Here is a 23,083-nt window from a genome sequence, read left to right as displayed (position 1 = left end):
TGTAGTATAACTATAATTGCTCTTTGGATAACGACGCGTTTAACCAGCCTGCATCCAAATGAGCGCCATATTTATTGTAAAAATTGATGGCCGGTTCGTTCCAGTCAAGCACCTGCCATACAACGCCGCTGTAGCCTTTTTCTTTGGCTTCTAACAGTATCTGCTCAAACAATAGTTTGCCGATGCCTTTTCCGCGCATAGTTTCGGTTACGATAAAATCTTCCAGGTACATGCGACAGCCTTTCCAGGTTGAAAAACGGGTGTAATACAGCGCGAAGCCAACAATCAGCCCATCAACCTGAGCCACAAAAGCCTTCCAAACCGGGTTAGGGCCAAAGCCGGCATCTTCAAACTCCTGCAAAGTAACGGTTACTTCCTGCGGCGCTTTTTCATAAAGGGCAAGTTCGTTCACCAGTTCCAGCAGGCGTACACAATCTTCTTTTTCCGCTACGCGGAGGTTAACATTTATCAAATTATCAGTCATGAAGTTTCTTTTGTTTATGCAAATCAAATTCGAAATTGAACATCCGAAACGGCAGAGCCCTCTTGAGCACCTTAGTAGAACAAACAACTGCGAAAAAATCGAAATCTTTCTAATTATTCTTCCAATGTTTTATCACCCGGTTGCCAAAAATGGTGCTGCCTACGCGTATCATATTACTGCCTTGTTCAATGGCCAGTTCATAGTCTGATGACATACCCATGGATAAGGTATCAAAGCTGCTTTCCTTACGGAAGAAACTTATTTTAATACCTTCAAAAAAGGTTTTCAATTCATGAAACTCATCGCGTAGCTGCTTCTCTTTATCAGTGTTGGTAGCAATACCCATCAGGCCGCGTATGCGGATGTTTTTTAGTGTTGGATATTCTTCGGCGCGTAACAGTTCTATCGCTTCATCAAAGCCTAAACCAAATTTGGTTTCTTCGTCGGCAATATATATCTGTAGTAACACGTCAATAACACGGTTGTTCTTTTCGGCGTGTTTGTTTATTTCCTGCAATAGTTTCAGGCTGTCAACCGCCTGTATCATGCTTATAAAAGGGGCAATGTATTTCACCTTATTGCTTTGCAGGTGGCCTATCAGGTGCCATTCAATATCAGCGGGTAATTGTTCGCGTTTATCTACCAGTTCCTGTACCATATTCTCGCCAAATATGCGCTGCCCTGCATCGTATGCCTCCTGTATATCAGCCGCTGTTTTAGTTTTTGATACGGCTACCAAAGTCACCTTTTGTGCCGCTGTTTCGTTTTTTAAGCTTTTGATATTATCTGCAATGCTCATTTATTGGTATTTTTGCTTAATTAAACCGCTAAATTACAGAATGCGCAAACATTATATCTTGTTTTTTTCAGCTTTAGTTTTTTTAACCGCTTGCAAAAGTAAACCAGAACCAAAGGGTTTATTGCCCGAGGATGTTTTGATACGCTTATTGGCTGATATACACATAATTGATGGCAGTTTAATAAACGAGGTAGGCCCCGATAGCCTGTACAAACACGGCACCGGCAAGTATATGTACCTGTTTAAGCAATACCATACCGACTCAGCCACGTTTAAAAAAACAATACGCTTTTACAGCCTTGATAACGAGAAAATGTTAAAGGTTTATGGCGAGGTTGGTAATATTATTCAGAAAAGAACCGACTCGGTTAACAACCTGCAAAATGCGGTAGCACAGAAAGAACTGGAGCGTTTACAAAAACAAAATAAAGACCTTGAAAAAGGTAAGCAAGAAAAAGAAAAACGCGACCGCGACCGCCTGGAGTTGATTAGACAGGAGAACGAACGCCGGCAGCAGGATCAGATAACCAAAGAGCAGGTGGAGGAACAGCAACGCGCCACTTTAGAGGCTGCACAGCAAAAAGCCAGGCGCCAGCGCGATTCTATCAACCGCGTTATTAAATCGCGTTCAGCAAAAAAATATTAATAATTATAACAGAACTAGAATATAAAATGCTTTACCCCAATAATAGTATTGATAAGCTGGGTTTTACCGAGGTAAAGGAATTAATAAAGGCGCATTGCCTGAGTATCATGGGTCAGCAAATGGTTGACAAGATACAGGTGATGAGTAATTTTGACCTGATAAGCAAGTTTTTAAACCAGGCTAACGAGTTTAAAAACATCCTGCAAAATGATGCGGCGCTGCCGATACATCATTTTTTTGATATCAAATCACTGGCAAATAAAGCTAAGCTGGAAGGTGCTTTTTTAACCGAAGAAGAGTTTTTCCAGGTACTGAGCTCGCTTACCACCGTGTTTGCCGTCATCGCTTATTTTAATGAGCGGGAGGGCCAATATCCAAACCTGGAAGCGCTGTTTGAGCACTTGCCGATAGAGAAAGCGATCATCAAAAAAATAGAACAGGTAATTGATCCTAAAGGAAAAATAAAACCAAACGCTTCGCGCGAGCTGGCCGAAATTACTTCGGGAATAGCTAAGGCTGAGCAGGATGCCCGTAAAAAAATAGACCAGATATTTAAAAGCGCTTCGGCCAATAACTGGACGGCCGATGGTTCATTAACCGTGCGCGATGGCCGCTTGTGTATACCTTTGCTGGCCGAGAATAAACGCAAGGTTAAAGGTTATATTCATGACGAATCAGCCTCGGGCCAAACCGTGTACCTGGAGCCTGAAGAGGTTTTTACGCTCAATAATAAAATACGCGACCTGGAATTTGAACGACGACGCGAGATCATTAAAATACTCACCACGCTTACGGATGAATTAAGGCCCTATGTGCCCTTATTGCTTTCGTATCATGGATTGCTTACCAAGTTGGACTTTGTACGCGCCAAGGCTTTGTTTGCTATTGATATTGAAGGGCAGATGCCACAGGTGGTTAATGACGCTAAGCTTAAGTTAGTAAATGCGCGGCACCCGCTACTGTTTTTGAATTTTAAGAGGGAACAGAAAACGGTAGTGCCCTTAAATGTCACTGTTGACGATGGTACACGCATAGTCGTGGTTTCGGGCCCTAACGCGGGCGGTAAATCGGTTTGTATGAAAACGGTGGGTTTGTTACAGATCATGGTACAGGCAGGATTGCTGATACCGGCTGATGATACCAGCGTAACCGGCGTATTCAAACAGTTTTTTGTAGATATTGGTGATGACCAGTCGATAGAAAGTGATTTAAGTACCTACAGCGCGCACCTATCCAAAATGAAAACTTTTGTGGAGCAGGCTAATGTTAAATCACTGATACTGATTGATGAGTTTGGTACAGGCACCGATCCGCAATTTGGCGGACCGATAGCCGAGGCTGTGCTCGAATCATTAAACCACAAAAAGGTGCGTGGCATGGTAACCACACACTACTCCAACCTTAAAATATTTGCCGGTAATACCGAGGGTATTGAGAACGCTTCCATGCTGTTTAATAACGTGGAGATGAAACCGCTTTATATATTGGAAGTAGGTAAACCAGGCAGTTCATACGCTTTTGAGATAGCCCAGAAAATAGGCTTGCCTAAGGATGTTCTTAACTTGGCCAAAAACAAAATAAGCGCCGGCCAAACCAGTGTTGATAGTTTATTGGTAGGATTAGAGCGCGAGAAAAAAGAAATACTGGATACCCGCGTAAAACTGGAACGCCAGCAAAAACACGTTAATATTTTATTGGCCGAAAACGAAAAGCTGAAAGCGTTTTACGATGAGAATAAGAAAAACCTCATCCGCGAAGCAAAAGATGAAGCCAAAAACATTATCCTGAACGCCAATAAACTGGTTGAAAACACCATTGCCGAAATAAAAAGCAACAACGCCGATAAGGAAAAAACCCGCGATCTGCGCGAGAACTTAAGTCGCGAACTGCAGAAAAATCAGGCGAAACCGGAAGTTGCTAAACCTAAGACTACGGAGGATGAAGAGATCAAGGTAGGCGATTGGGTGAAGTTAGTTGATTCGGAAACCAGCGGACAGGTGTTGGAGATTGTAAAAGAGAACGTGATCATAGCCATTGGCGATCTGCGTACGGTAGCTAAGAAAAAGCGTGTGCAGAAGGTTGCCAAATCAACCATACCTAAACAGGTTAGACGGGCGATGACCAGCAATACGGGCGATGTAGCCAGTTTTAGTCCAGAGATTGACGTGCGTGGCATGCGTACCGAAGATGCTTTAGCGGCTATAGAACGTTTGCTGGACAGGGCGGTGATGATGGGTTTCGGCAGCTTGAAAATACTACACGGTAAAGGCGATGGTATTCTCCGAAAAATGATCCGCCAGTACCTCAAAAAATACGATCAGGTTGACCGTATGGAGGATGAGCACGCTGATAGAGGCGGGGATGGGATTACTTATGTTTATTTGAAGTAGCAGGCCTTTTTTGTCATTGCGAGGAGGAACGACGAAGCAATCTCCGCGGACCGGTCGCACGCAAACCTATCCACGGAGATTGCCACGCTTCGCTCGCAACGACATAAATTAATTATTCGGCCTGTCCATCCTTATCCACCGTACCTTCCTCCGTTTTATTATCACCATCCGGCGTAAAATTGCTATTCTCCGGATGTTCTTCCGACGGCTCTGTGCGGCGGAAATACTCATTTTTATAACCCGCGTTTTGAGATGGGTTATTTTTATCGTCGCCCGCATGGGTAACATTATTCTCGCCAAAATTCTGGCCGCCCATGGGCTGGCCCTCTCTTACAGGTTTGGTATCTTCGTTATCGTTGTGCAACATAATTCTGTTTAGTTGGTTATATAGTATAATGCAGGTACCATGTATTTGTTTTAACTTTAAGTACCAATTGTAAACCTATGAACAAAGTATTTGATAATGCCGATGAGGCCATTCAGGATATACAGGATGGTGCCACGCTGCTTTTGGGCGGATTTGGTTTATGCGGCTTGCCCGAGAATTCCATTACCGCTCTGGTAAAAAAAGGAGTGAAGGACCTGACCTGTATATCCAACAATGCGGGGGTAGATGATTTTGGCATAGGACTTATGTTGAAACAGCGACAGGTTAAAAAAATGATCGCATCCTACGTTGGGGAGAACGCCGAATTTGAACGCCAATTACTAAGTGGCGAGTTGGAAGTTGAGCTTATACCACAAGGCACCCTTGCAACCCGTGCCATGGCCGCCGGCTATGGCATGCCCGCCATATTTACCCCGGTGGGTGTCGGTACCGAAGTAGCCGAAGGCAAAGAGATCCGCAATTTTAATGGGAAAGATTACCTGATGGAACTTGCCTTTGATGCTGACTTCGCCATTGTAAAAGCCTGGAAAGGGGATATCATGGGCAATCTCGTCTATCGCGCCACCGCGCGTAACTTTAACCATGTAATGGCCATGGCCGGTAAAGTTACTATTGCTGAGGTGGAAGAGCTAGTAGAACCTGGGGAATTGGACCCTGATCAGGTACATACACCGGGAATATATGTTCATCGAATCTTTCAGGGAATCAATTATGAAAAAAGGATTGAGCAGCGTACTGTAAGGACTAAATAAATAACACACGTCATTGCGAGCGTAGCGTCGCAATCCCCGATTTGCAAAGCGGAGATTGCTTCGTCGTTCCTCCTTGCGATGAGAAATCAGAATAACATGCTTGATAAAACAGGAATAGCTAAACGCATCGCCAAGGAAATAAAAGACGGTTATTACGTTAACCTAGGCATTGGTATCCCAACTTTGGTAGCCAATTATATCCCCGTACACATGGATGTTGTCCTACAATCCGAAAATGGCTTGCTTGGTATGGGCCCATTTCCGTTTGAGGGAGAAGAAGACGCCGATGTGATCAACGCCGGTAAGCAAACCATCACCATGCTACCCGGCTCGGCTATATTTGACTCGGCAATGAGTTTTGGGATGATACGGGCACGGAAAGTTAACCTTACGATTTTGGGTGCTATGGAAGTATCTGAAAACGGCGATATCGCCAACTGGAAGATCCCCGGTAAAATGGTAAAAGGCATGGGTGGCGCTATGGACCTTGTGGCATCTGCCGAAAACATCATCGTAGCCATGCAACACGTTAACAAAGCCGGCGAATCAAAACTGTTACCTCACTGCACTTTGCCCCTAACCGGCATCAACTGCGTTAAAAAAATAGTAACCGAATTAGCGGTGCTTGATGTACTGCCCGAAGGCGGATTCAAACTATTGGAACGCGCGCCGGGAATATCTGTTGAGGAAATAAAAAATGCTACGGCCGGGAACTTGATTATTGAAGGTGAAATACCGGAAATGAAACTGGATTAACTTAACAACTTTTCCCTTAACTCTTTTGATATTTCATCAGTAACAGCCTGTATATGATCTGCGGTATGCGTGTTATTGGTGATGATTTTATGGCACTCATCCCTGTAAGGAAGCAAGAACTCGTTATAGGCAGGTACTACGTGGTGTTCCCACTTGTATAACACATCCTCGTTGGAGTAGCCGCGTTCTCTCAGATCGCGTTTTAAGCGGCGTTGCAGGGCGATATCTCCGTCGGCCTCCAGGAATATGCGCATATCCAGGATCTCGTCAATTGCCTTAAAGTGAAATATAAATAAGCCTTCTACAATAAGGATAGGTGCCGGTTTTATCTCCAGCATTTTAGGCTCGATATTGGGGTTGTTAAAAGTGTATTCTTTTTTGTAGATAACCTCGCCGTTGATCAATTTAAAAATATCGCTTTCAAATTGTTGGTTATCTATGGTAGATGGGAGGTCAAAATTATACAACTTGTTTTCCTCGGGCGTCATATTATGCGCCACCGGGAAATAATAATCATCCTGCGATACCAAACAAGCCTCATCAGCTGTAAAGTGATCCAAAAAACGATTCAGGAAGAATGTTTTGCCCGAGCCGCTGCCACCGGCAATACCAATAATATAAGGTTTACTCATTCGGAGTACCGTAGCTAATGTTTACGTGTATGCGTTTATCAAGGCCGCCAATTGAGCTGGCAACATTTTTAGTAACTACAATTATAGCATCTTTAGTGCTTTCGTTATCCATTATACGGCCAACAACCTTGGCAAATGTGGTTCTGCCGGTCATAGGGTTGGTAATTTTTATAATGGTGCCATTAGGGGCAGTGCGGTGCAAAGCCAGTTTTTTGTTCGGATCTAAACTTGCATCATCAACCCAGGTGGCAATACCTTTTTCGCTTTTCTCGAACAAACCAAAACGGTTAGTGCCAAACTTTACGGCATTCGCGCTATCCTGCGGACTAACATAAGTGGTATCGCGTTTAGCAACCGGACGATCAACAACCGGGGGTGGCACATCTGCCGAACCTGATTTGATCTTTAATACCTGGCCATACGAAAGGGTAGTAGATGTTAAGTTGTTAAGCTTGGTAATATCATCAACCGTAGTATTAAAACGCTTAGCGATAGAGAATAAAGTTTCGCCGGCGGATACTTTGTATTGGGTGATGTCTGCACTGGCTGTAGCAGGCGTTTCGGCCGGTTTTTGTACCGGGGCCGGAGTTGCTACAACAGGTTGCTGTACTACAGGTTTATAGCTAACCGTAGCATCAGGCTTTGATGATTCAACAAAAGGCCTGTTGGTAGGTACTTTAATGGTAGCTCCAATTTTCATTGGCGCGTTACTGTTGTATTGAATAATTGTTTTTGGTGCTACACCGTATTTGCGGCCCAAAGAATAATAGGTCTCTTTAGGATCAATTTTATGAAGGATAACTTTTTTGCCATCCTGGTTCTCTACACCAACCGAATCAACTAACGGATTAGCGAAGGCAGTGGCAGATAGCAAAAGTATAGGGGTGAATAATAAAACTTTAAATTTCATAATAAATTCTTATTCAGTTAATTACAGGTTTATAACCTTTAATTCAGATTTGTTTTTAATGAAGATCAGCCGGTTTTTATACAGCATAAACGACTCAGGCTGCATTTTTTGTATATCGGTGGCCAATAAATCTTCGTAAACCAATTCCTCCTCATGCCATACATACAGGTGTTGTTTCAACTGCCCGCCGGTATGGGTGTGCAAAGATACAATTCTGAAATTATTGTGATCGAGGTAATGTACAATGTTTCCGTGGGGCTCAATATCCGGCTTGTTTTTTACAATATCGGCAGGTGCAGGCTCCGGCCATGCAGTGCTATTTATCAGTTCGTTATCAATACCCGGTTCATAATTACGCAGGTTAGCACCGGTGTGTATATCAGCCAAAAATAATTTACGTGGTTGTATCTGGCTGTTGTATAAAACGGGCCCGTTTTGGCTCATATGATCAAACGCGTAGGTGTAGTTACTCCATACGGTTTCGCCAGTATTATTTATGGCGATGACAGCTTTATGCGCCGGGCTTTTCTCTGATTGATAGTGATGTAGTAGTAAAATGCCGTCATAAGCGCCTTCCATGCCGGTTAGCCAGCGTTCGGGTGTTTCAAGGCCGGTGAAGTATAGTTCACTGGTTTTTAGGTTGATGCTGCTAAAGGAAACTTTTTTATCAGCTTCGCTACGTTCCTCCACAAAAATAGTGTCGGTAAGGGCGTCAATTTCCAGGCGCCATATCAGTCCGTCAGCTTGTTTTTGTACGTAGGGTAACAGCATCGTCATAAGTGTGCAAAGATGCTATTTATATTAAAAACAACCCTAATTTTACTAAACAAACGATTGTAAAATCTGTTAACCAAACAAATCAAAATCTATATCATATGAACGCTAAAGAAATAAGCCTGAAAGAAGGCGACGTAAAACCGGTTGTTGATCATTTAAACGACCTATTAGCCAACTATCACATCCACTATCAAAAACTACGCGGCTGCCATTGGAACGTTAAAGGGACCAGCTTTTTTACGCTGCACGTTAAATTTGAAGAGTTATATAACGCTGCAATATTAACCATTGACGAATTGGCCGAAAGAATACTAACCCTGGGCAAACCGCCATACAGCACCTTTGCCGACTATATAAAAACATCAACCCTTAAAGAAATTAATACCATTGGTATGAAAGATACCGCCATGGTGAAAGCTATAATTGAGGATATGGCTCAGCTGATAAAAATGGAGCGCGAAATATTAGACATTACCGCCGATGCCGGCGACGATGGCACCAACGATATGGTGAACCGTTTTATGCAGTTTAAAGAGAAAAACACCTGGATGCTGCGCTCGTTTGTTAACGAAGACTAACAGTATCCATCGTAAACAAAAAAGCCCCGTCAAATAAATTGGCGGGGCTTTTTTTGTTTGGCTATATTGATATTTTAATACCTGAAGCCTAAGGTTAGAAAGAAGTTGTTATTGCTTTTGCTAACCAATGCCAATGGTGTATTGGTATCAACCGTGTATGGTGTTATATTATAGTTGCCCGTTGTGTGCTGATAGGTAGCATCGATATAGTAATTTCTTATCCTGTAACCTAAACCGCCACTGGCAATTTTGGTAGATGACTGACCGGTTTTTGCCGGGCTCTCCAGTACGCCATATCCGGCACGCAAAGCCAATGGCGCTATCGGCCTGATCTCGGCACCTACGCGGGTATTGATAACCGATTTGTAGTTAGCTTTAATTTGATTGTTATCAAAAGTAGGATCAAAAGCATCGGATTTGCTGATACGCGTGGTGCTGTAATCAACAAACTCAACATCGCCGGTAATAAAGCCGTATTTGCCGATAAAATAGGATAGGCCCGCGGCAGCTTTATAAGGCGTGCGCATGCTGTATGAGAGAGGGTAATCCTCCGGCCCGTCATTATACTTGGAACCGCTGCTTAAGCTGGTGTTTAACTGTTCAGAATAAACATCATCAATTGATACAAACGTAGGCGAAGTGAACGTTGCACCCACGCGGAAACTCTCCGCCAGTTTATAAATAACCCCCAGTTTAAGGTTGATACCCGAACCTTTGCTGGTTTGATACTGTGAGTAAGTAGAGTTATAAGTGCGTGTAACGGGAACGGCAGGCGTGCCTTCCTGTATAGAAGCCGAGCCTGTTTCATTAAATTGGTTGGTTGACTTATACTCCAGGTCGGTGATACCAACGGCGAAACCTAAGTATAGCTTGTTGCTATAATTAGCACCTAATGAAATATTAATTTCCGACTGGCCACCTGTGCGGGTAATATTGTTCGCTTGCGCAACATTGGGCAATGAATTACTGCGGTAAGTTGGGTTGGCAGTATTGTATAAGTCGATCAGGTTATGATCATACGCCCAACCGGGTAAACCGTAATCAATGCCGCCGCTGTTGGCTAAACTCGCGTAATAATCATTAATGGAGTTTTTTGTATTGGTACCGTTAAAGCGTATAGTTTCATTATAATCGCTGGTGTGGCTGTAGCCTGCTCCAAAGTTCAGGCTTAACCATCCCTGCTCTTTATTTTGGCCGCTTGGGGTGTTTAAACGGGTGTAAAAAACAATACCCGCGTTGGCCAGGTTGCCATTGTTTTTATTGTTACTGCTTTGCGTGCCGAAATAATTGCTGTTGCGCTTGTTGCTAATATATTCGGGCGTTAGGCTAAATTCTGATTTGGTAAAAAAGCCCAAACCGGCGGGATTAATGCTAATGGAGCTGATATCGCCCCCAACAGCCGTTCCCGCGTTACCTATAGCTTTCATACGCGATGTTGAACCCGGCTGCCCGAGCGAAAACTTAACCGCGTCATTAGCATATTGCGCAAAGCTGCTTTTGCTTATGGCTACTATAGCCAATAAACTTAATATATATTTTAGTCTCATAGGTTTAAAATCAAATTACGGCCTAACCGGGCGACCGCCACCACCACCTGAACTACTACTGCTGCCACCACCGCCGCCGCTTGAACTTGACGAACTACTGCTCTGCGTTGACTGTGTTTGAATAACAGGCCTTACCGGTGCATCGTCACGTACCGGGCGTACCGCACGGCTACTTTGCGTAGTGTTGGTTTGTGTGTTACCGTTAGTGCTGTTTGGCCTTCTGCCCGGGCTGCTATTTGCCGCACCATTGCTGTAGCCCGGCCGGCCGGGTTGTCCGTTAGCATAACCGGGGCGCGGTCTTTGTCGGGCAAAGTTTCCGTAGCCAAAGCCGGTGTTTCCCCAGCCGCCGCCATAAAAACCGCCACCGTAGCCCCAGCCACCATAACCGCCGTAACCATATCCATAACCCCAAGGGCCAAACCCACCGTAAGGGCCGTAACCAAAGCCTGCATAAAACGGATCATAAAATCCATCATACCACGGTGAACCATACCAGCCACCGTAGCCAAAGCCTAAGCCGGCATAATAGCCGCCACCACCATATCCCCACGGGCTACCCCAGCCGCCATAGCCCCATGGCGAACCAAAGCCACCATAATAAGGCGAGTATAACGAACGGTAGCCATATCCCCAAGGCGAATACCAACGACCGCCGAAGCCCATGCCTATGCCCATGCTAAACCGGCTGTAAGGCGAATACCCCCAGCCATAGTTAAAATTGTAGCCGTAGTTAAATGGCGAGAAGTAACCAAAACGGTTTATACGCGAAGCATAATCACCATAATAGTAATACTCATCCGCATAATTATCGTATTCATTTTGTTGCTGCTGGTATCCGGCATCAGCATAATTAATCACATCGCCCGCTTTGGCCTTAGTATAGTACACATCATCGTCGCTTAAAACATCCGATGAGGCTATTTTTTGGGTAGAAGAACAGGAATTCAATGCTGTAATAACACTGATCAAAACGATACCTTTTAAAAGGTTTGTTTTCATAATATAGGTATTAAACTTTATTCAAACGTACGTTACATTGAATAACGTATAAATTTATAAATTTGGCCACAAATATTAGTAATTAAACAGTCAAAATCTATTCCACATTATATGAGCAAAGGTGTTGTAAGCAAAGAAGAGGATTATTCGCAATGGTATAACGACCTGGTGATCAAAGCCGATATGGCCGAATACTCGCCGGTAAGAGGTTGTATGATCATTAAGCCCTATGGTTATTCCATATGGGAAAAAATGCAGGGCGTGCTGGATAAAATGTTTAAAGACACCGGCCATAGCAATGCCTACTTCCCGCTGCTTATCCCTAAATCATTTTTTTCTAAAGAGGCAAGCCACGTAGAAGGCTTTGCTAAAGAGTGCGCGGTTGTAACTCACTACCGCTTAAAAAATGATGGCGAAGGCAATATTATTGTGGACGAAGAAGCTAAACTGGAAGAAGAACTGATCATCCGCCCAACTTCAGAAACTATCATCTGGAACACTTACCGTGGCTGGATACAGTCATACCGCGACCTGCCGATTTTGGTTAACCAGTGGGCCAACGTAATGCGCTGGGAAATGCGTACCCGTTTATTTTTACGCACCAGCGAATTTTTATGGCAGGAGGGCCACACGGCACACGCCACAGCTGAAGAAGCTGTAGCAGAAACAGAACAAATGCTGGAGGTTTATGCAGATTTTGTAGAAAACTTTTTAGCCCTGCCGGTAGTAAAAGGCCGCAAAACCCCTAACGAGCGTTTTGCCGGTGCTTTGGATACCTATTGTATTGAAGCTTTAATGCAGGATGGTAAGGCATTGCAGGCTGGCACATCGCACTTTTTGGGACAGAACTTCGCAAAGGCTTTCGATGTGAAATTCACCAATAAAGAAAATAAGCTGGATTACGTTTGGGCCACCTCATGGGGTGTATCAACCCGTTTGATCGGAGCCCTGATCATGGCGCATTCTGACGATGCGGGTTTGGTATTGCCGCCAAAATTGGCGCCAATACAGGTTGTTGTTGTGCCTATTTACAAGCACGATGAAGAGTTGGAGAACATCACCAACTATGTAAACGGTTTAAAGAAAGAACTGGTAGCCAAAGGTATCTCCATCAAATTTGATAACCGCGATACCCACCGCCCGGGAGCTAAATTTGCTGAGTACGAGTTGAAAGGTGTACCGGTACGTGTTGCCATTGGTAGTCGCGATATGCAGAATGGAACCGTTGAGTTAGCTCGTAGAGATACCAAAACCAAAGAAACCGTAGCACAGGAAGGTTTAGCCGCAACGATAGAAGCATTGTTAGAAGAAATTCAAACCAATATTTACACTAAAGCAGCCAACTTCCGTACGGAAAACACCACAGAGGTGGATACTTACGAAGACTTTAAACGCCTGTTGGACGAAAAGCCGGGTTTCCTTGCCGCACACTGGGATGGCACACCGGAAACCGAACAAAAGATAAAAGATGAAACTAAGGCTACAATACGTTGTATACCTTTGAATAATAAGCAAGAAGAGGGTAAGTGTATCCTGACAGGTAAGCCAAGTACGCAGAGAGTGTTGTTCGCCCGCGCTTACTAAGCTCTTTCTCAATTATACGCCGTCATTGCGAGGTACGAAGCAATCTCTACAGAGGACAGTCATCGGGAATAATTCTCATTGATTTGCATATGAAGAAATTGCTTCGTACCTCGCAATGACGCTTTTTATTAATTTGTAAATTAAAACGTCATCCTATGAAATTTGCGACCAAAGCCATCCACGCCGGCCAAGAACCTGATCCAACAACCGGCGCTGTAATGACGCCGATATACCAAACTTCAACTTATTGGCAAGCTTCACCCGGTGACCATAAAGGCTACGAATATTCGCGCGGTACCAACCCAACGCGTAAAGCCTTGGAGAACTGCTTGGCGGCTTTGGAAAACGCTCAATTTGGTTTGGCTTTTTCGAGCGGCATGGGCGCTACCGATGCGGTGATGAAACTCCTGCAGCCCGGCGATGAAGTAATTACGGGTGATGACCTGTACGGCGGTTCGTATCGTATCTTCACTAAAGTATTTGCTAACTACGGCATCAAGTTCCATTTTTTGGATCTTTCTGATCCTGAGATCATCCGCCAGCATACCAACGCTAACACCAAACTTATTTGGATAGAAACGCCTACCAACCCAACCATGCAAATTGTAGATATTGCAGCGGTTACTAAAATTGGTAAGGAAAAAGGTTTGCTAACGGTGGTTGATAATACTTTCGCTTCACCATACCTGCAGAACCCGATGGATCTGGGTGCTGATATTGTAATGCACTCGGTAACCAAATACATTGGCGGCCATAGCGATGTGGTGATGGGCGCTTTAATGCTGAATGATGAGGATCTGTATAAACGCCTGTTCTTCATTTATAATGCTTGCGGCGCCACACCGGGCCCAATGGATAGCTTCCTGGTATTGCGTGGTATAAAAACCCTGCATTTGCGTATGAAGGCGCATTGCGAGAACGGTCGTAAAGTAGCCGAATATTTGAAAACGCATCCACGTGTTGACAAAATATACTGGCCCGGCTTTACCGACCACCCAAACCACGAAATTGCCAAACAACAAATGCGCGATTTTGGCGGAATGATATCCATCACCCTAAAAGGTGCTGACCTGCAGGAGACTTTCAAAGTAGCATCGTCATTTAAAGTTTTCGCGTTGGCGGAATCATTGGGTGGTGTAGAATCACTGATCAATCACCCGGTTACTATGACGCACGCTTCCATACCAAAGGAAGCCCGCGAGAAAGTTGGCGTGGTTGATAACCTGCTGCGTTTAAGCGTAGGGGTAGAGGATGTGGATGATCTGTTGGAAGATTTGAAGCAAGCGTTAGCGTAATTTATATAGACACAACGGGCGCGTTGGATGTCATACTGAGCTCCGTCGAAGTATGAGCGAAGAGGCCTTTGCCCACATGCTTCGACGGAGCTCAGCATGACATCCTCTTTTGCATTTACTAGTATTATGATTGAAAACCTCAAAGCTTTCCTCGATTCCCGCGTAGCTCAATACAACCAACCCGGCTTCATCACTAACGACCCGATAAGTATTCCGCACCTGTTTACTAAAAAGCAGGATATCGAGATCATGGGTTTTTGGGCGGCTACGCTAGCTTGGGGGCAACGGGTTACCATCATCAAAAAATGTAAGGAACTGATTGCCCTGATGGATGGCGCGCCTTATGACTTCATCATGAATCATGAGGATATCGACCTGAAAAAGCTATTGAGCTTTAAGCATCGCACCTTTAATGATATTGATACATTGTATTTTATAGCTTTCTTCAGAAATCATTACGGTAACTACGCATCACTGGAAGATGCGTTTGTGCCGAACGAAAAGTGCCCGAAAGGAGTAGAGCCGGTAGAGTTTTATTTAAACTATTTCCGCTCATACTTTTTTTCACTGCCTGATTTTCCGCATCGTACCAAAAAACACGTTTCATCACCTTCGCAAAAATCAACCTGTAAGCGTTTGAATATGTTTCTGCGTTGGATGGTGAGACAAGACAATAACGGCGTAGACTTCGGCATCTGGAACCGCATCAAGCCAGCCGACCTCATTATGCCCTGCGACCTGCACGTGGACCGCGTAGCCCGGCACTTTAACCTCATCCACCGCAAACAAACCGACTGGCAAACCACCATCGAACTTACTCAACGCCTCCGCGAATTTGACCCGACCGATCCGGTTAAGTATGATTTCGCGCTGTTTGGTTTGGGGATAGAAGAACGTTGGGGTAGTAATGAAATTATTTCGATATTGTAGGAAATACAGGGTGTTACCCTGAGGCACTCGAAGGGTGAGCGCAGAGGCCTTTGCCCGCATGCTTCGAGTGCCTCAGCATGACAGCCCTAGTTTATAATCATGCAACAACACCCACAAATCTCCCAATTCCTCGCCGGCAAATCGCCTCACACGTTAGCGCTTTTTTACCATTTTATCAATGAGTTTGAAAAAATAGGTCCCATCACCATCGACGCTACCAAAACAATGATCGGTATATCAAACATTAATAAACGCATTGCCTGGGTAACACAATTGGGTAAGAATTTTATACATGTGGTATTTCCGTTTAAGGAGGCTTATACAGATAATCTCTGCTTTCAAAAGGTAGGGCAGGTGCCCGGGCAAAACCAGTTTAATCACCATTTAAGAGTGTTGCAGGCCGAGGATATTAATGAGGAGGTGGTTGGATTTATGAAATTAGCCTATCAATTGGGCTGAGCCAAAAGGTGCGCCACTTTGTTAAAAATGACTAAATTTTTTATTCCTAGTAATCAGCTTGTTAATTGAATTTGAACCTGATTTTTTCTGACTTAAAAGTCTGCGCCACATTGCGCCGCTTTTTTATGTAATTAATTGATGTTCAGAATTTTAATAAAAATTGGTGCGCCAAGTGCGCCACTTTTAAAATGGCGCACCCTGCTAGGCCTCTTCTTTAAAAAACACTTTGTAGTAGTTCATTCCTTTACCATCGTCAAAGCCTTTTTCTATCAGGTCTTTGTCGCCATGAATGTAGATGTGGAAGTTACGGTCAAGCTTCAAAACGCTTTTGTAAACCTTGGCCTGCTTTTTAACAGCATTATCTGATATCTCGAAAGTGTCTGATATCTTGGTATCAAACTCGTCCTCGTATTGGTTCTTAAAGTCTTTGAAGGATTGGATAGCCTGCGGGTTGCTGATCACTTCGTCGGCAAACTCGTCCATGTCAAAGGTTTCCTTCTCCTTAAAGTATTTCATCGAACGGTTAAGCAGGTCTATCTTATCGGCCTTGGTCATGTCAAACTCTTCGTCAATTTTGTTGGTCACGAAGTTTTTGTACACGCCTAACGCGTTGCTGGTTTGGTTATAGCTGTCGTTACGGATCTTGAGTTGCAGGAAATGATCTTTCCAATACACGGCGGCTTCGGCACCACGGGTGTTGTTGTCAATCACCACAACTTTGTAACCATTCTCTTTCTCGATATTGAATATAAGGCAACCCTTATCCAGTTTGTTGATGTTGATGGCGTTATCTTCATAATCAACACCAAAACCGCCCTTATCAGGGTATACCTTCAGATAGGTTTCCTTGTTTTCTGATTTGAAGATGCCTATCGCGTCCAGCAGGTTACCTTCTATCTGCACATCTTCAAAGTATGCTACGTACAGCTCGCCCGGTTTGATGTTGGGGTGATTGGCCACGTTATAGAGGTATTTGGCTATCTGCTCGCTCATGGCATGAAACTTCTCCTTATCCTCAAATACCTGCGAAGCGAAGTTGTGGATCTCATTAAGTGCCAGATCGCCGCTGCTGTGCATTAGGTGGTAAACCTCAACCGATTTCTCAAAAGGCTTTAAAAAGTATTGCTTTAAAAGGCTTGGGATCATTTCGTCTTTCATTTCCAGCGGATGATCGGAGAGGGCGTACATCTCGCTCAGGGCCTGGTTGCCAACGTGGTGTACTGATATTGTATCTAGCGAAGCTTCAAAAGAGGTTACCATATAGAAGGCGAAGTTAGTTTTTTTACTTTAGGGTTATAGGCATTGTTGATACTAATTTGCGACCTTTGCCCCCAAATGACGAATACCGAAGAAACCATTGTTGCCTTAGCTACCCCGGCCGGTTCGGGCGCTATTGGTGTTATCCGCCTGTCGGGACCAGATGCTATTACTATCGCTAACAGCGTGTTTAAGGGTAAGGACCTAACTAAGCAATCATCGCATACCATACACTTTGGTAACGTGGTTGATGGCGAGGTGATACTGGATGAAGTGCTGATGTCGTTATTTGTGGCCCCACGCTCATACACCCGGGAGAATGTTGTCGAGATATCATGCCACGGTTCTAATTATATTATCGAGTCGATCATCAAGGTGCTCATTAGAAAAGGTGCCCGTGCTGCCAAAGCAGGGGAGTTCACGCTGCGTGCTTTCCTGAATGGGCAGATGGACCTATCGCAGGCCGAGGCTGTTGCTGACCTGATCGCCTCAAATTCAAAAGCATCGCAGCAGGTAGCCTTACAGCAATTACGCGGCGGCTTCAGTAATCAACTACAAACCTTGCGTGAGCAGTTGGTAAACTTTGCTTCGCTGATAGAGTTAGAACTTGACTTCGCCGAAGAGGATGTAGAGTTTGCTAACCGCGATCAACTGAAGCAATTGATCTACGAGATAGCGAAAGTGATTGGCGCTTTGATACAATCATTTGAGTTAGGCAACGCCATTAAAGAAGGCGTAAATACCGTAATAGCCGGCCGACCAAATGCCGGTAAATCAACCCTGTTAAATGCCTTGCTAAACGAAGAACGCGCCATAGTAAGCCACATACCCGGCACTACCCGCGATACCATTGAAGAAGTGCTCAACATACGCGGCATCAACTTCAGATTGATAGACACCGCCGGCATCCGCGAAGCGACAGACGCCATTGAAAAGATAGGGGTAGAGCGCACTATGGAAAAGATAAATCAAAGCGCCCTGTTAGTATACGTTTATGATGCTGAAAAAATAAGCGTAGAAGAGCTAGACAGCGATATTGGAAGCCTGCAACGTCCCGGCGTAACCATGCTTATCGTAGCCAATAAAGCAGACCTACTTTCTGCTCAGAAGCTGGAAACCGTTGCCAATACCGAAGCAGTAATCATTTCAGCCAAAGAAAAAACACATATAGACGAGCTAAAAAACAAAATATACCACGCCGCCGTGAAAGACCAGCTGGATGGCAACGAAATACTTGTAACCAATATCCGCCACCTGGAAGCCCTCCAAAAAACCGAACAATCCTTAGCTCGAGTGCTCGATGGCATGGAAGGCGTAACGTCTGATTTCCTGGCTATGGATATAAAACAAGCCCTGTATTACTTGGGTGAGATTACCGGCGTGGTTACAACTGATGACTTGTTGGAGAATATATTTAGTAAGTTCTGTATCGGCAAATAGTCCCCTTCCCATAAACAAAAGGGCGCCTCGATGATCAGGGCGCCCTTTTACTTATTGGCAATTCAGTACCTATGTTTACTTGGTATAAATATCCAACCCTTTGCCTTTGGCAATATCCGCGTAATTAACAAACCAGCCTTTTAGCGGCGCGCCGCCAACTGTTAGCTTAGCGATATTCTTTCCGCGGCCTTTTTTGGTGATGATGAATTTTTTGCCATTACCCAGTTGCATCTCTATCTTGTCAAAAATTGGTACAGAGACAATATATTCCGGATCTGCCGGCGAGTAAGGGTATATCCCCATGGCGTTAAATACATACCAGCCCGTTAACGAACCGTAGTCATCCATACCCGCTAAAGCCAGGCCTTCCGGACCCATACCAAAATAGTCAGACAATAGTTTGGTTAAAATAGCCTGTGATTTTTCAGGTTTACCGAGGAAGTAGTACAGGAACGGGTAGTTAAAGTCGGGTTGGTTACCCATGCAGAACTGGCCCAGAAAACACGATAGATTGTCTTTAGCATAGCCACCCCATTTAACGGTGAATAATGAATCTAACTTAAGTTCAAAAGCTTTAGGGCTTTTATAAAGGCTGATCAGTCCCTTGGTATCATGTGGTACAAAGAATGAGGCCTGCCAGGCGTTCGCTTCGCGGTACATAAACTCGTAATAAGGATATCCGGGATCAAATGGCGTTACCCATTTGCCATCGGCAAGCCTGCCACGCATGAAACCTGTTTGCGCATCGAACACATTCCTGTAGTTCTGGCTGCGTTTCATCATAGTATTGTAGGTGTCATTATCACCCAGCGCTTTGGCCACCTGCGCTACCGAATAATCTGAATAAGCAAACTCCAGCGTTTTGGTTGTACCGGCTGTTGATACCGTTTCGGTAGTTGGATTTTTAATATCCGCTTCGGGTACATAGCCTAGTTTTAGATAGTTTGCATTATGAGGTCGTGCGCCTCTAACACCTTCGCCGGTAGGGGTGTTGGCATTATTAAGCATCAGGCGATAGGCCTTTTGAATATCAAAACCTTTAATACCGCGGCGGTAGGCACCGGCAATATAAGCCGAAGCAAAATCGCCATGGAATGAAGTCGCCAGCATGCCCGAACGTTCGCCATTCAATATCATAGATTTGATAATGTCAGCGCTAACATCCGGCTGTATAAGGTCAAGCACCGGTAGTTGTGTACGGAAAACATCCCAAATAGCAGGGCTTGCATAGGTGTTGAATCCGGGTATGGTATCCCTGGTTATCGCTACCAAATTGGTGCCGCCGCCCTGTGCAGGTCTTCTTCTTTCAAATGCGGCTGTTCTGCCATCTGCATCATTAGTCAGCGCGGGGGCTAAAAGCTGCCTGTACAGGCACGAATAAAACATCACCTTCTGCTTTTGTGTACCACCGGTAACTTTTATCAAGCCCAGGCTTTTCTCCCAAGTAGCATCTGCCGCCAGGCGTACCTCGTCAAAGCTCTTGTTGGCTATTTCCTTTTCATAATTGGCTTTGGCACCATCCAAACTAACCCTTGACAAGGCGATCTTTACTTCCAAAGGTTTATCGGCGCTTTCAAAACTGATAACGGGCATATCTATATTGCCGGTAAGTTTACGCTGACCGCCGGCACCCTGACCGCTGCGCGGTATATCAGGCTGAACCGGATTACGTTTGTTGATATCAATGCTTTTGATCTTATGATTAAGCACGGCATAAAAATATAAGCCGCCCTGCTTACCGGTAACTACATAATCAGATGCTTTGTTCAGTTCCCAGGTACTGCTGCCGCCGCCTGCGTGTACCAGGTCAAAAGCCAGTTTTTTATCTTTACCACCGGTGTAGGTGTATCTATGATAGGCTGCCCTTGTGGTAGCAGTAAGTTCTGCTTTTACTTTATAGCGATCAAGCATTACCGAATAATATCCCGGGCGTGCGCTTTCTGTGGAATGGCTAAAACCCGAAGCAAAATCGTCGGCTGTAAAGCCGTTACCTTCCAGGGGCATGATAGGTATGTTCAGATCGCCCCAATGGTTACCACTTGTTTGCGCAATGGCTTTGATGGTTTTTACTTCATATTCGTAACCCGCGCCGCTGCCATAGGTTGTAACCGGTATAACCTGTACCATACCGTGTGGTACGGTGGCTCCGGGGCCTACAAGGCCATTCCAGGTGCGCCACGGTGGCTCATAACCTAATAATTTAGGATCTGTTATAACAGTTGTGCCTATCAGCGGGTTAACGTAACTGGTAAGGCGAACTTTGGCTTGACTATAGCCCAGGCTGGGTACAAAAAGTACTGCCCATGCAAGTCGGCGTAGATCTATTCTCATAAAAAATGCATAAATGGTTTAACAAGGTGGTTTGTAATTGGTCAGCTAAAACTACTAAAAAAGCATCCGCAGCAGCAAACTGGTAACAAGAATGCTACTTAATTTAGTGTTTAATTTATGCAAACGTTACCAATGCTAAATGCCATGCCCATTTGCCCACTCCGCTAAAAATCCATAGTTTAGCGGTATGCTTACTGTTGAAAAAATTGGCGGCACCTCCATGACCGCCCTTAAAGATGTTATAGATAATATTATATTGTATAAAGCCGACCAAACCTATGGTCGCGTTTATGTGGTTTCTGCATTTTCGGGCGTAACCAATATCCTGTTAGAAAATAAAAAGACCAAGGCTCCCGGCGTATACCAGGTTTTGGCTACCGGTGGCGATTTTAAAGCAGAGTTGGCTAAAGTAGCCGATCAGTTAAAAGAACTGAACACCAATTATGCTGATCTGGGCTTAAACGTTGAAGAAGCCGATAAAGTGGTTGATAGCGAAATGGAGCAGGTTGTACGTTACCTGGACAGCGCTACTACTATGCTGGCATCAGGCTATCTGAACGAAGGCATACTACTGGCCGCGCGCGAGATACTGGCTTCTATAGGCGAAAGTCATTCGGCTTATGTATTGGCTACTATCCTTCAAAATAAAGGCATCAACACCAAACTGGTAAATCTTGCCGGCTTGCAGGATAGCCGCGCAATGACGATTAACGAGCGTATAAAAGACGCTTTTGCGGGGATAGACCTGGCCAATAATGTATGTATCGTTACCGGCTATGCCAAAGGCAAAGAAGGTATTATGCGCGAGTTTGATCGCGGTTACTCTGAGGTTACCTTCAGCAAGATTGCCGAGATATTAAAGCCGCAGGAGGCCATCATCCATAAAGAGTACCACCTTTCAACCGCCGATCCGGGTTTGGTAGGCATTGAGAATGTTAAACCGGTAGGTGCCACCAATTACGATATTGCCGACCAACTGGCGGACGTAGGTATGGAAGCCATCCACCCAAAAGCTTCAAAACCGCTGGAAATGGCCGGCGTGCACCTGCGTATTAAAAACACCTTCGAACCTGAACACCCGGGTACGCTTATCACTCGCGACTATGTTTCGGCAGAAAAACGTATTGAGGTAATAACAGGTACCGATAAGCAATTGTTGATAGATATATACGACCCCCTGATGACGGGCAACGTAGGCAGCGATTTGAAGATCATGCAATGTTTTGCCGATCATGGTATCAGCTATACGTTTAAAGCCACCAGTGCCAATAGCATCAGTATTGTTATTTGGGAAAATGATTTTAAACAGGAATTGATTACCGATCTGCAGGGACAGTTTGAGCGTGTTACGCATCAGCCTATAGCCATGGTTTGTTTGCTGGGCAGTAATATGGATCAGCCCGGTTTATTGGCCTCTGTTACGGCCGCTTTAGCTAATGCCGAGATCAATATCATTGCTGTTGGTATTGCCAGTGGTAGGGTAAACATTCAATTGGTAGTTAACCGCGATCTGTTTAAACCGGCCATTATCGCTTTAAATAAAGCTGTAGGATAACATCAATAAATAACTTATTATAAACGGCATAGGTATGATTGGCTTATGCCGTTCTTTATTTAATCACTACGTGGTCGCTTCCAGCCAATCTTTAACAATTTGTGTTAAAGTGGCCGATGAGTTGTCGATATCTTTTAAAGTTTTAAAACCAGCCACAGCACGGTCGTTAGTTTTCCAATCTAATAGCCGGGCAGGATCGTTGATCAGCCTCCCGGCAGGTTGTGTAAGTACTTTTGCTCCGCGATGGAATATGAGTTGTATTTGTTTAGGGGGCTGTATTTTCATGGTGATGCGGTCGTCACCATTCAGGCTATAATTGGGGCCGTTCCATTTAATATTTTCCGTCAGGCCTTCACCAGTATTTAAAATAAGTAGCCTGAGTTGCTCTATTTCTTCCCGCAGGGGATGATCAAGTGCATTTAGAAATTTGTCGACTTCGGTATTCAGGTGTGCCATGTTTGTTTATTGGTAAGCCTATCAAATATAAAAGTATAACATGCACGGTTTGCTTTTGCGGCACATAAATATCACTTTTATAGCATATAATACTTGCCTTTAAAGTTAGGTATAACCA

Annotated in this window: 22 protein-coding genes; 11 read left to right on the top strand and 11 right to left on the bottom strand. The window is 44.5% G+C overall.

The genetic code is table 11. The annotated features are described in order from the left end of the window. Window positions 1-10: 10 nt before the first annotated feature. Together AC59JT_RS08710 and AC59JT_RS08705 are read right to left on the bottom strand one after the other, a co-directional pair. Complete coding sequence (locus AC59JT_RS08710; protein ID WP_497397830.1) at window positions 11-484, bottom strand: GNAT family N-acetyltransferase; 474 nt, start codon at window positions 482-484, stop codon at window positions 11-13. 109 nt (window positions 485-593) lie between these two features. Continuing rightward, entirely contained in the window at window positions 594-1,283 is a 690-nt protein-coding gene (locus AC59JT_RS08705; RefSeq protein ID WP_497397828.1) for a YggS family pyridoxal phosphate-dependent enzyme, read from the bottom strand. Here AC59JT_RS08705 and AC59JT_RS08700 point away from each other — a divergent pair. Both AC59JT_RS08700 and AC59JT_RS08695 read left to right on the top strand, forming a co-directional pair. Then, on the top strand, window positions 1,276-1,929 hold the full coding sequence (locus AC59JT_RS08700) for a DUF4296 domain-containing protein (RefSeq protein ID WP_497397826.1): 654 nt from the start codon (window positions 1,276-1,278) through the stop codon (window positions 1,927-1,929). The genes AC59JT_RS08705 and AC59JT_RS08700 overlap by 8 nt on opposite strands. 26 nt (window positions 1,930-1,955) lie before the next feature. Next, a complete protein-coding gene (locus AC59JT_RS08695) occupies window positions 1,956-4,319 on the top strand; it encodes an endonuclease MutS2 (protein WP_497397824.1) in 2,364 nt (787 codons plus the stop codon). Window positions 4,320-4,431: 112 nt separating this feature from the next. Here AC59JT_RS08695 and AC59JT_RS08690 read toward each other — a convergent pair whose 3' ends face one another. Continuing rightward, complete coding sequence (locus AC59JT_RS08690; RefSeq protein WP_497397822.1) at window positions 4,432-4,686, bottom strand: hypothetical protein; 255 nt, start codon at window positions 4,684-4,686, stop codon at window positions 4,432-4,434. 77 nt (window positions 4,687-4,763) lie between these two features. On the opposite strand from AC59JT_RS08690, the gene AC59JT_RS08685 reads away from it, so the two are divergent. Then, the gene (locus AC59JT_RS08685; protein ID WP_497397820.1) at window positions 4,764-5,459 is read left to right on the top strand and encodes a CoA transferase subunit A; all 696 of its coding nucleotides are present in this window, start codon (window positions 4,764-4,766) and stop codon (window positions 5,457-5,459) included. 96 nt (window positions 5,460-5,555) lie between these two features. Next, window positions 5,556-6,215, top strand: a complete 660-nt coding sequence (locus AC59JT_RS08680) for a 3-oxoacid CoA-transferase subunit B (RefSeq protein WP_497397818.1) — start codon at window positions 5,556-5,558, stop codon at window positions 6,213-6,215. Here AC59JT_RS08680 and AC59JT_RS08675 read toward each other — a convergent pair. Genes AC59JT_RS08675 through AC59JT_RS08665 form a run of 3 tightly spaced genes read right to left on the bottom strand, consistent with a single transcriptional unit; the run spans window position 6,212 to window position 8,534 of the window. Then, window positions 6,212-6,847 carry a uridine kinase family protein gene (locus tag AC59JT_RS08675; RefSeq protein WP_497397817.1) on the bottom strand — a complete coding sequence of 212 codons (636 nt, stop codon included), beginning with the start codon at window positions 6,845-6,847 and terminating at the stop codon, window positions 6,212-6,214. The two genes, AC59JT_RS08680 and AC59JT_RS08675, sit on opposite strands and share 4 nt — an antisense overlap. After that, window positions 6,840-7,757, bottom strand: coding sequence for a DPBB and LysM peptidoglycan-binding domain-containing protein (locus AC59JT_RS08670; RefSeq protein WP_497397815.1), 918 nt, complete (start codon window positions 7,755-7,757; stop codon window positions 6,840-6,842). The genes AC59JT_RS08675 and AC59JT_RS08670 overlap by 8 nt, the downstream gene beginning before the upstream one ends. Window positions 7,758-7,778: 21 nt before the next feature. Further along, window positions 7,779-8,534, bottom strand: coding sequence for a DUF4905 domain-containing protein (locus AC59JT_RS08665; RefSeq protein WP_497397813.1), 756 nt, complete (start codon window positions 8,532-8,534; stop codon window positions 7,779-7,781). A 98-nt stretch (window positions 8,535-8,632) separates the two neighbouring features. Here AC59JT_RS08665 and AC59JT_RS08660 point away from each other — a divergent pair, with 98 nt between their 5' ends. Further along, a complete protein-coding gene (locus AC59JT_RS08660) occupies window positions 8,633-9,112 on the top strand; it encodes a Dps family protein (RefSeq protein ID WP_497397811.1) in 480 nt (159 codons plus the stop codon). 74 nt (window positions 9,113-9,186) lie between these two features. On the opposite strand, the gene AC59JT_RS08655 is transcribed toward AC59JT_RS08660, so the two are convergent. Together AC59JT_RS08655 and AC59JT_RS08650 are read right to left on the bottom strand one after the other, a co-directional pair. Continuing rightward, window positions 9,187-10,659, bottom strand: a complete 1,473-nt coding sequence (locus tag AC59JT_RS08655) for an OmpP1/FadL family transporter (protein WP_497397809.1) — start codon at window positions 10,657-10,659, stop codon at window positions 9,187-9,189. 15 nt (window positions 10,660-10,674) lie between these two features. Then, window positions 10,675-11,658, bottom strand: coding sequence for a hypothetical protein (locus AC59JT_RS08650; protein ID WP_497397807.1), 984 nt, complete (start codon window positions 11,656-11,658; stop codon window positions 10,675-10,677). 111 nt (window positions 11,659-11,769) lie between these two features. Between AC59JT_RS08650 and proS the strand changes: the two genes are divergently transcribed. The 4 genes from proS (at window position 11,770) to AC59JT_RS08630 (ending at window position 15,926) form a co-directional block, all read left to right on the top strand. Next, window positions 11,770-13,242, top strand: coding sequence for a proline--tRNA ligase (proS, locus tag AC59JT_RS08645; protein ID WP_497397805.1), 1,473 nt, complete (start codon window positions 11,770-11,772; stop codon window positions 13,240-13,242). A gap of 155 nt (window positions 13,243-13,397) precedes the next feature. Continuing rightward, on the top strand, window positions 13,398-14,537 hold the full coding sequence (locus AC59JT_RS08640) for a cystathionine gamma-synthase (RefSeq protein WP_497397803.1): 1,140 nt from the start codon (window positions 13,398-13,400) through the stop codon (window positions 14,535-14,537). 126 nt (window positions 14,538-14,663) lie between these two features. Further along, window positions 14,664-15,467, top strand: coding sequence for a TIGR02757 family protein (locus AC59JT_RS08635; protein WP_497397801.1), 804 nt, complete (start codon window positions 14,664-14,666; stop codon window positions 15,465-15,467). A gap of 99 nt (window positions 15,468-15,566) precedes the next feature. Next, window positions 15,567-15,926 carry a DUF5655 domain-containing protein gene (locus tag AC59JT_RS08630; RefSeq protein ID WP_497397799.1) on the top strand — a complete coding sequence of 120 codons (360 nt, stop codon included), beginning with the start codon at window positions 15,567-15,569 and terminating at the stop codon, window positions 15,924-15,926. 201 nt (window positions 15,927-16,127) lie between these two features. Here AC59JT_RS08630 and AC59JT_RS08625 read toward each other — a convergent pair whose 3' ends face one another. Further along, window positions 16,128-17,186 carry a nucleoid-associated protein gene (locus AC59JT_RS08625; RefSeq protein WP_497397797.1) on the bottom strand — a complete coding sequence of 353 codons (1,059 nt, stop codon included), beginning with the start codon at window positions 17,184-17,186 and terminating at the stop codon, window positions 16,128-16,130. 75 nt (window positions 17,187-17,261) lie between these two features. On the opposite strand from AC59JT_RS08625, the gene mnmE reads away from it, so the two are divergent. Then, a complete protein-coding gene (mnmE, locus tag AC59JT_RS08620; RefSeq protein WP_497397795.1) occupies window positions 17,262-18,623 on the top strand; it encodes a tRNA uridine-5-carboxymethylaminomethyl(34) synthesis GTPase MnmE in 1,362 nt (453 codons plus the stop codon). Between the two features lie 75 nt (window positions 18,624-18,698). On the opposite strand, the gene AC59JT_RS08615 is transcribed toward mnmE, so the two are convergent. After that, the gene (locus tag AC59JT_RS08615) at window positions 18,699-20,954 is read right to left on the bottom strand and encodes a GH92 family glycosyl hydrolase (protein WP_497397793.1); all 2,256 of its coding nucleotides are present in this window, start codon (window positions 20,952-20,954) and stop codon (window positions 18,699-18,701) included. Between the two features lie 187 nt (window positions 20,955-21,141). Here AC59JT_RS08615 and AC59JT_RS08610 point away from each other — a divergent pair, with 187 nt between their 5' ends. Further along, the gene (locus tag AC59JT_RS08610; RefSeq protein WP_497397791.1) at window positions 21,142-22,509 is read left to right on the top strand and encodes an aspartate kinase; all 1,368 of its coding nucleotides are present in this window, start codon (window positions 21,142-21,144) and stop codon (window positions 22,507-22,509) included. A gap of 66 nt (window positions 22,510-22,575) precedes the next feature. Here AC59JT_RS08610 and AC59JT_RS08605 read toward each other — a convergent pair whose 3' ends face one another. After that, window positions 22,576-22,965 (bottom strand): DUF1801 domain-containing protein, encoded by a 390-nt coding sequence (locus AC59JT_RS08605; RefSeq protein WP_497397789.1) that lies wholly within the window; start codon window positions 22,963-22,965, stop codon window positions 22,576-22,578. Window positions 22,966-23,083: the final 118 nt, after the last annotated feature.

The sequence above is a fragment of the Mucilaginibacter sp. A3364 genome (genome assembly GCF_059690715.1).
The sequence above is the reverse complement of the archived record's forward strand: the minus strand, read 5'-3'. Positions and strand labels throughout refer to the sequence as shown.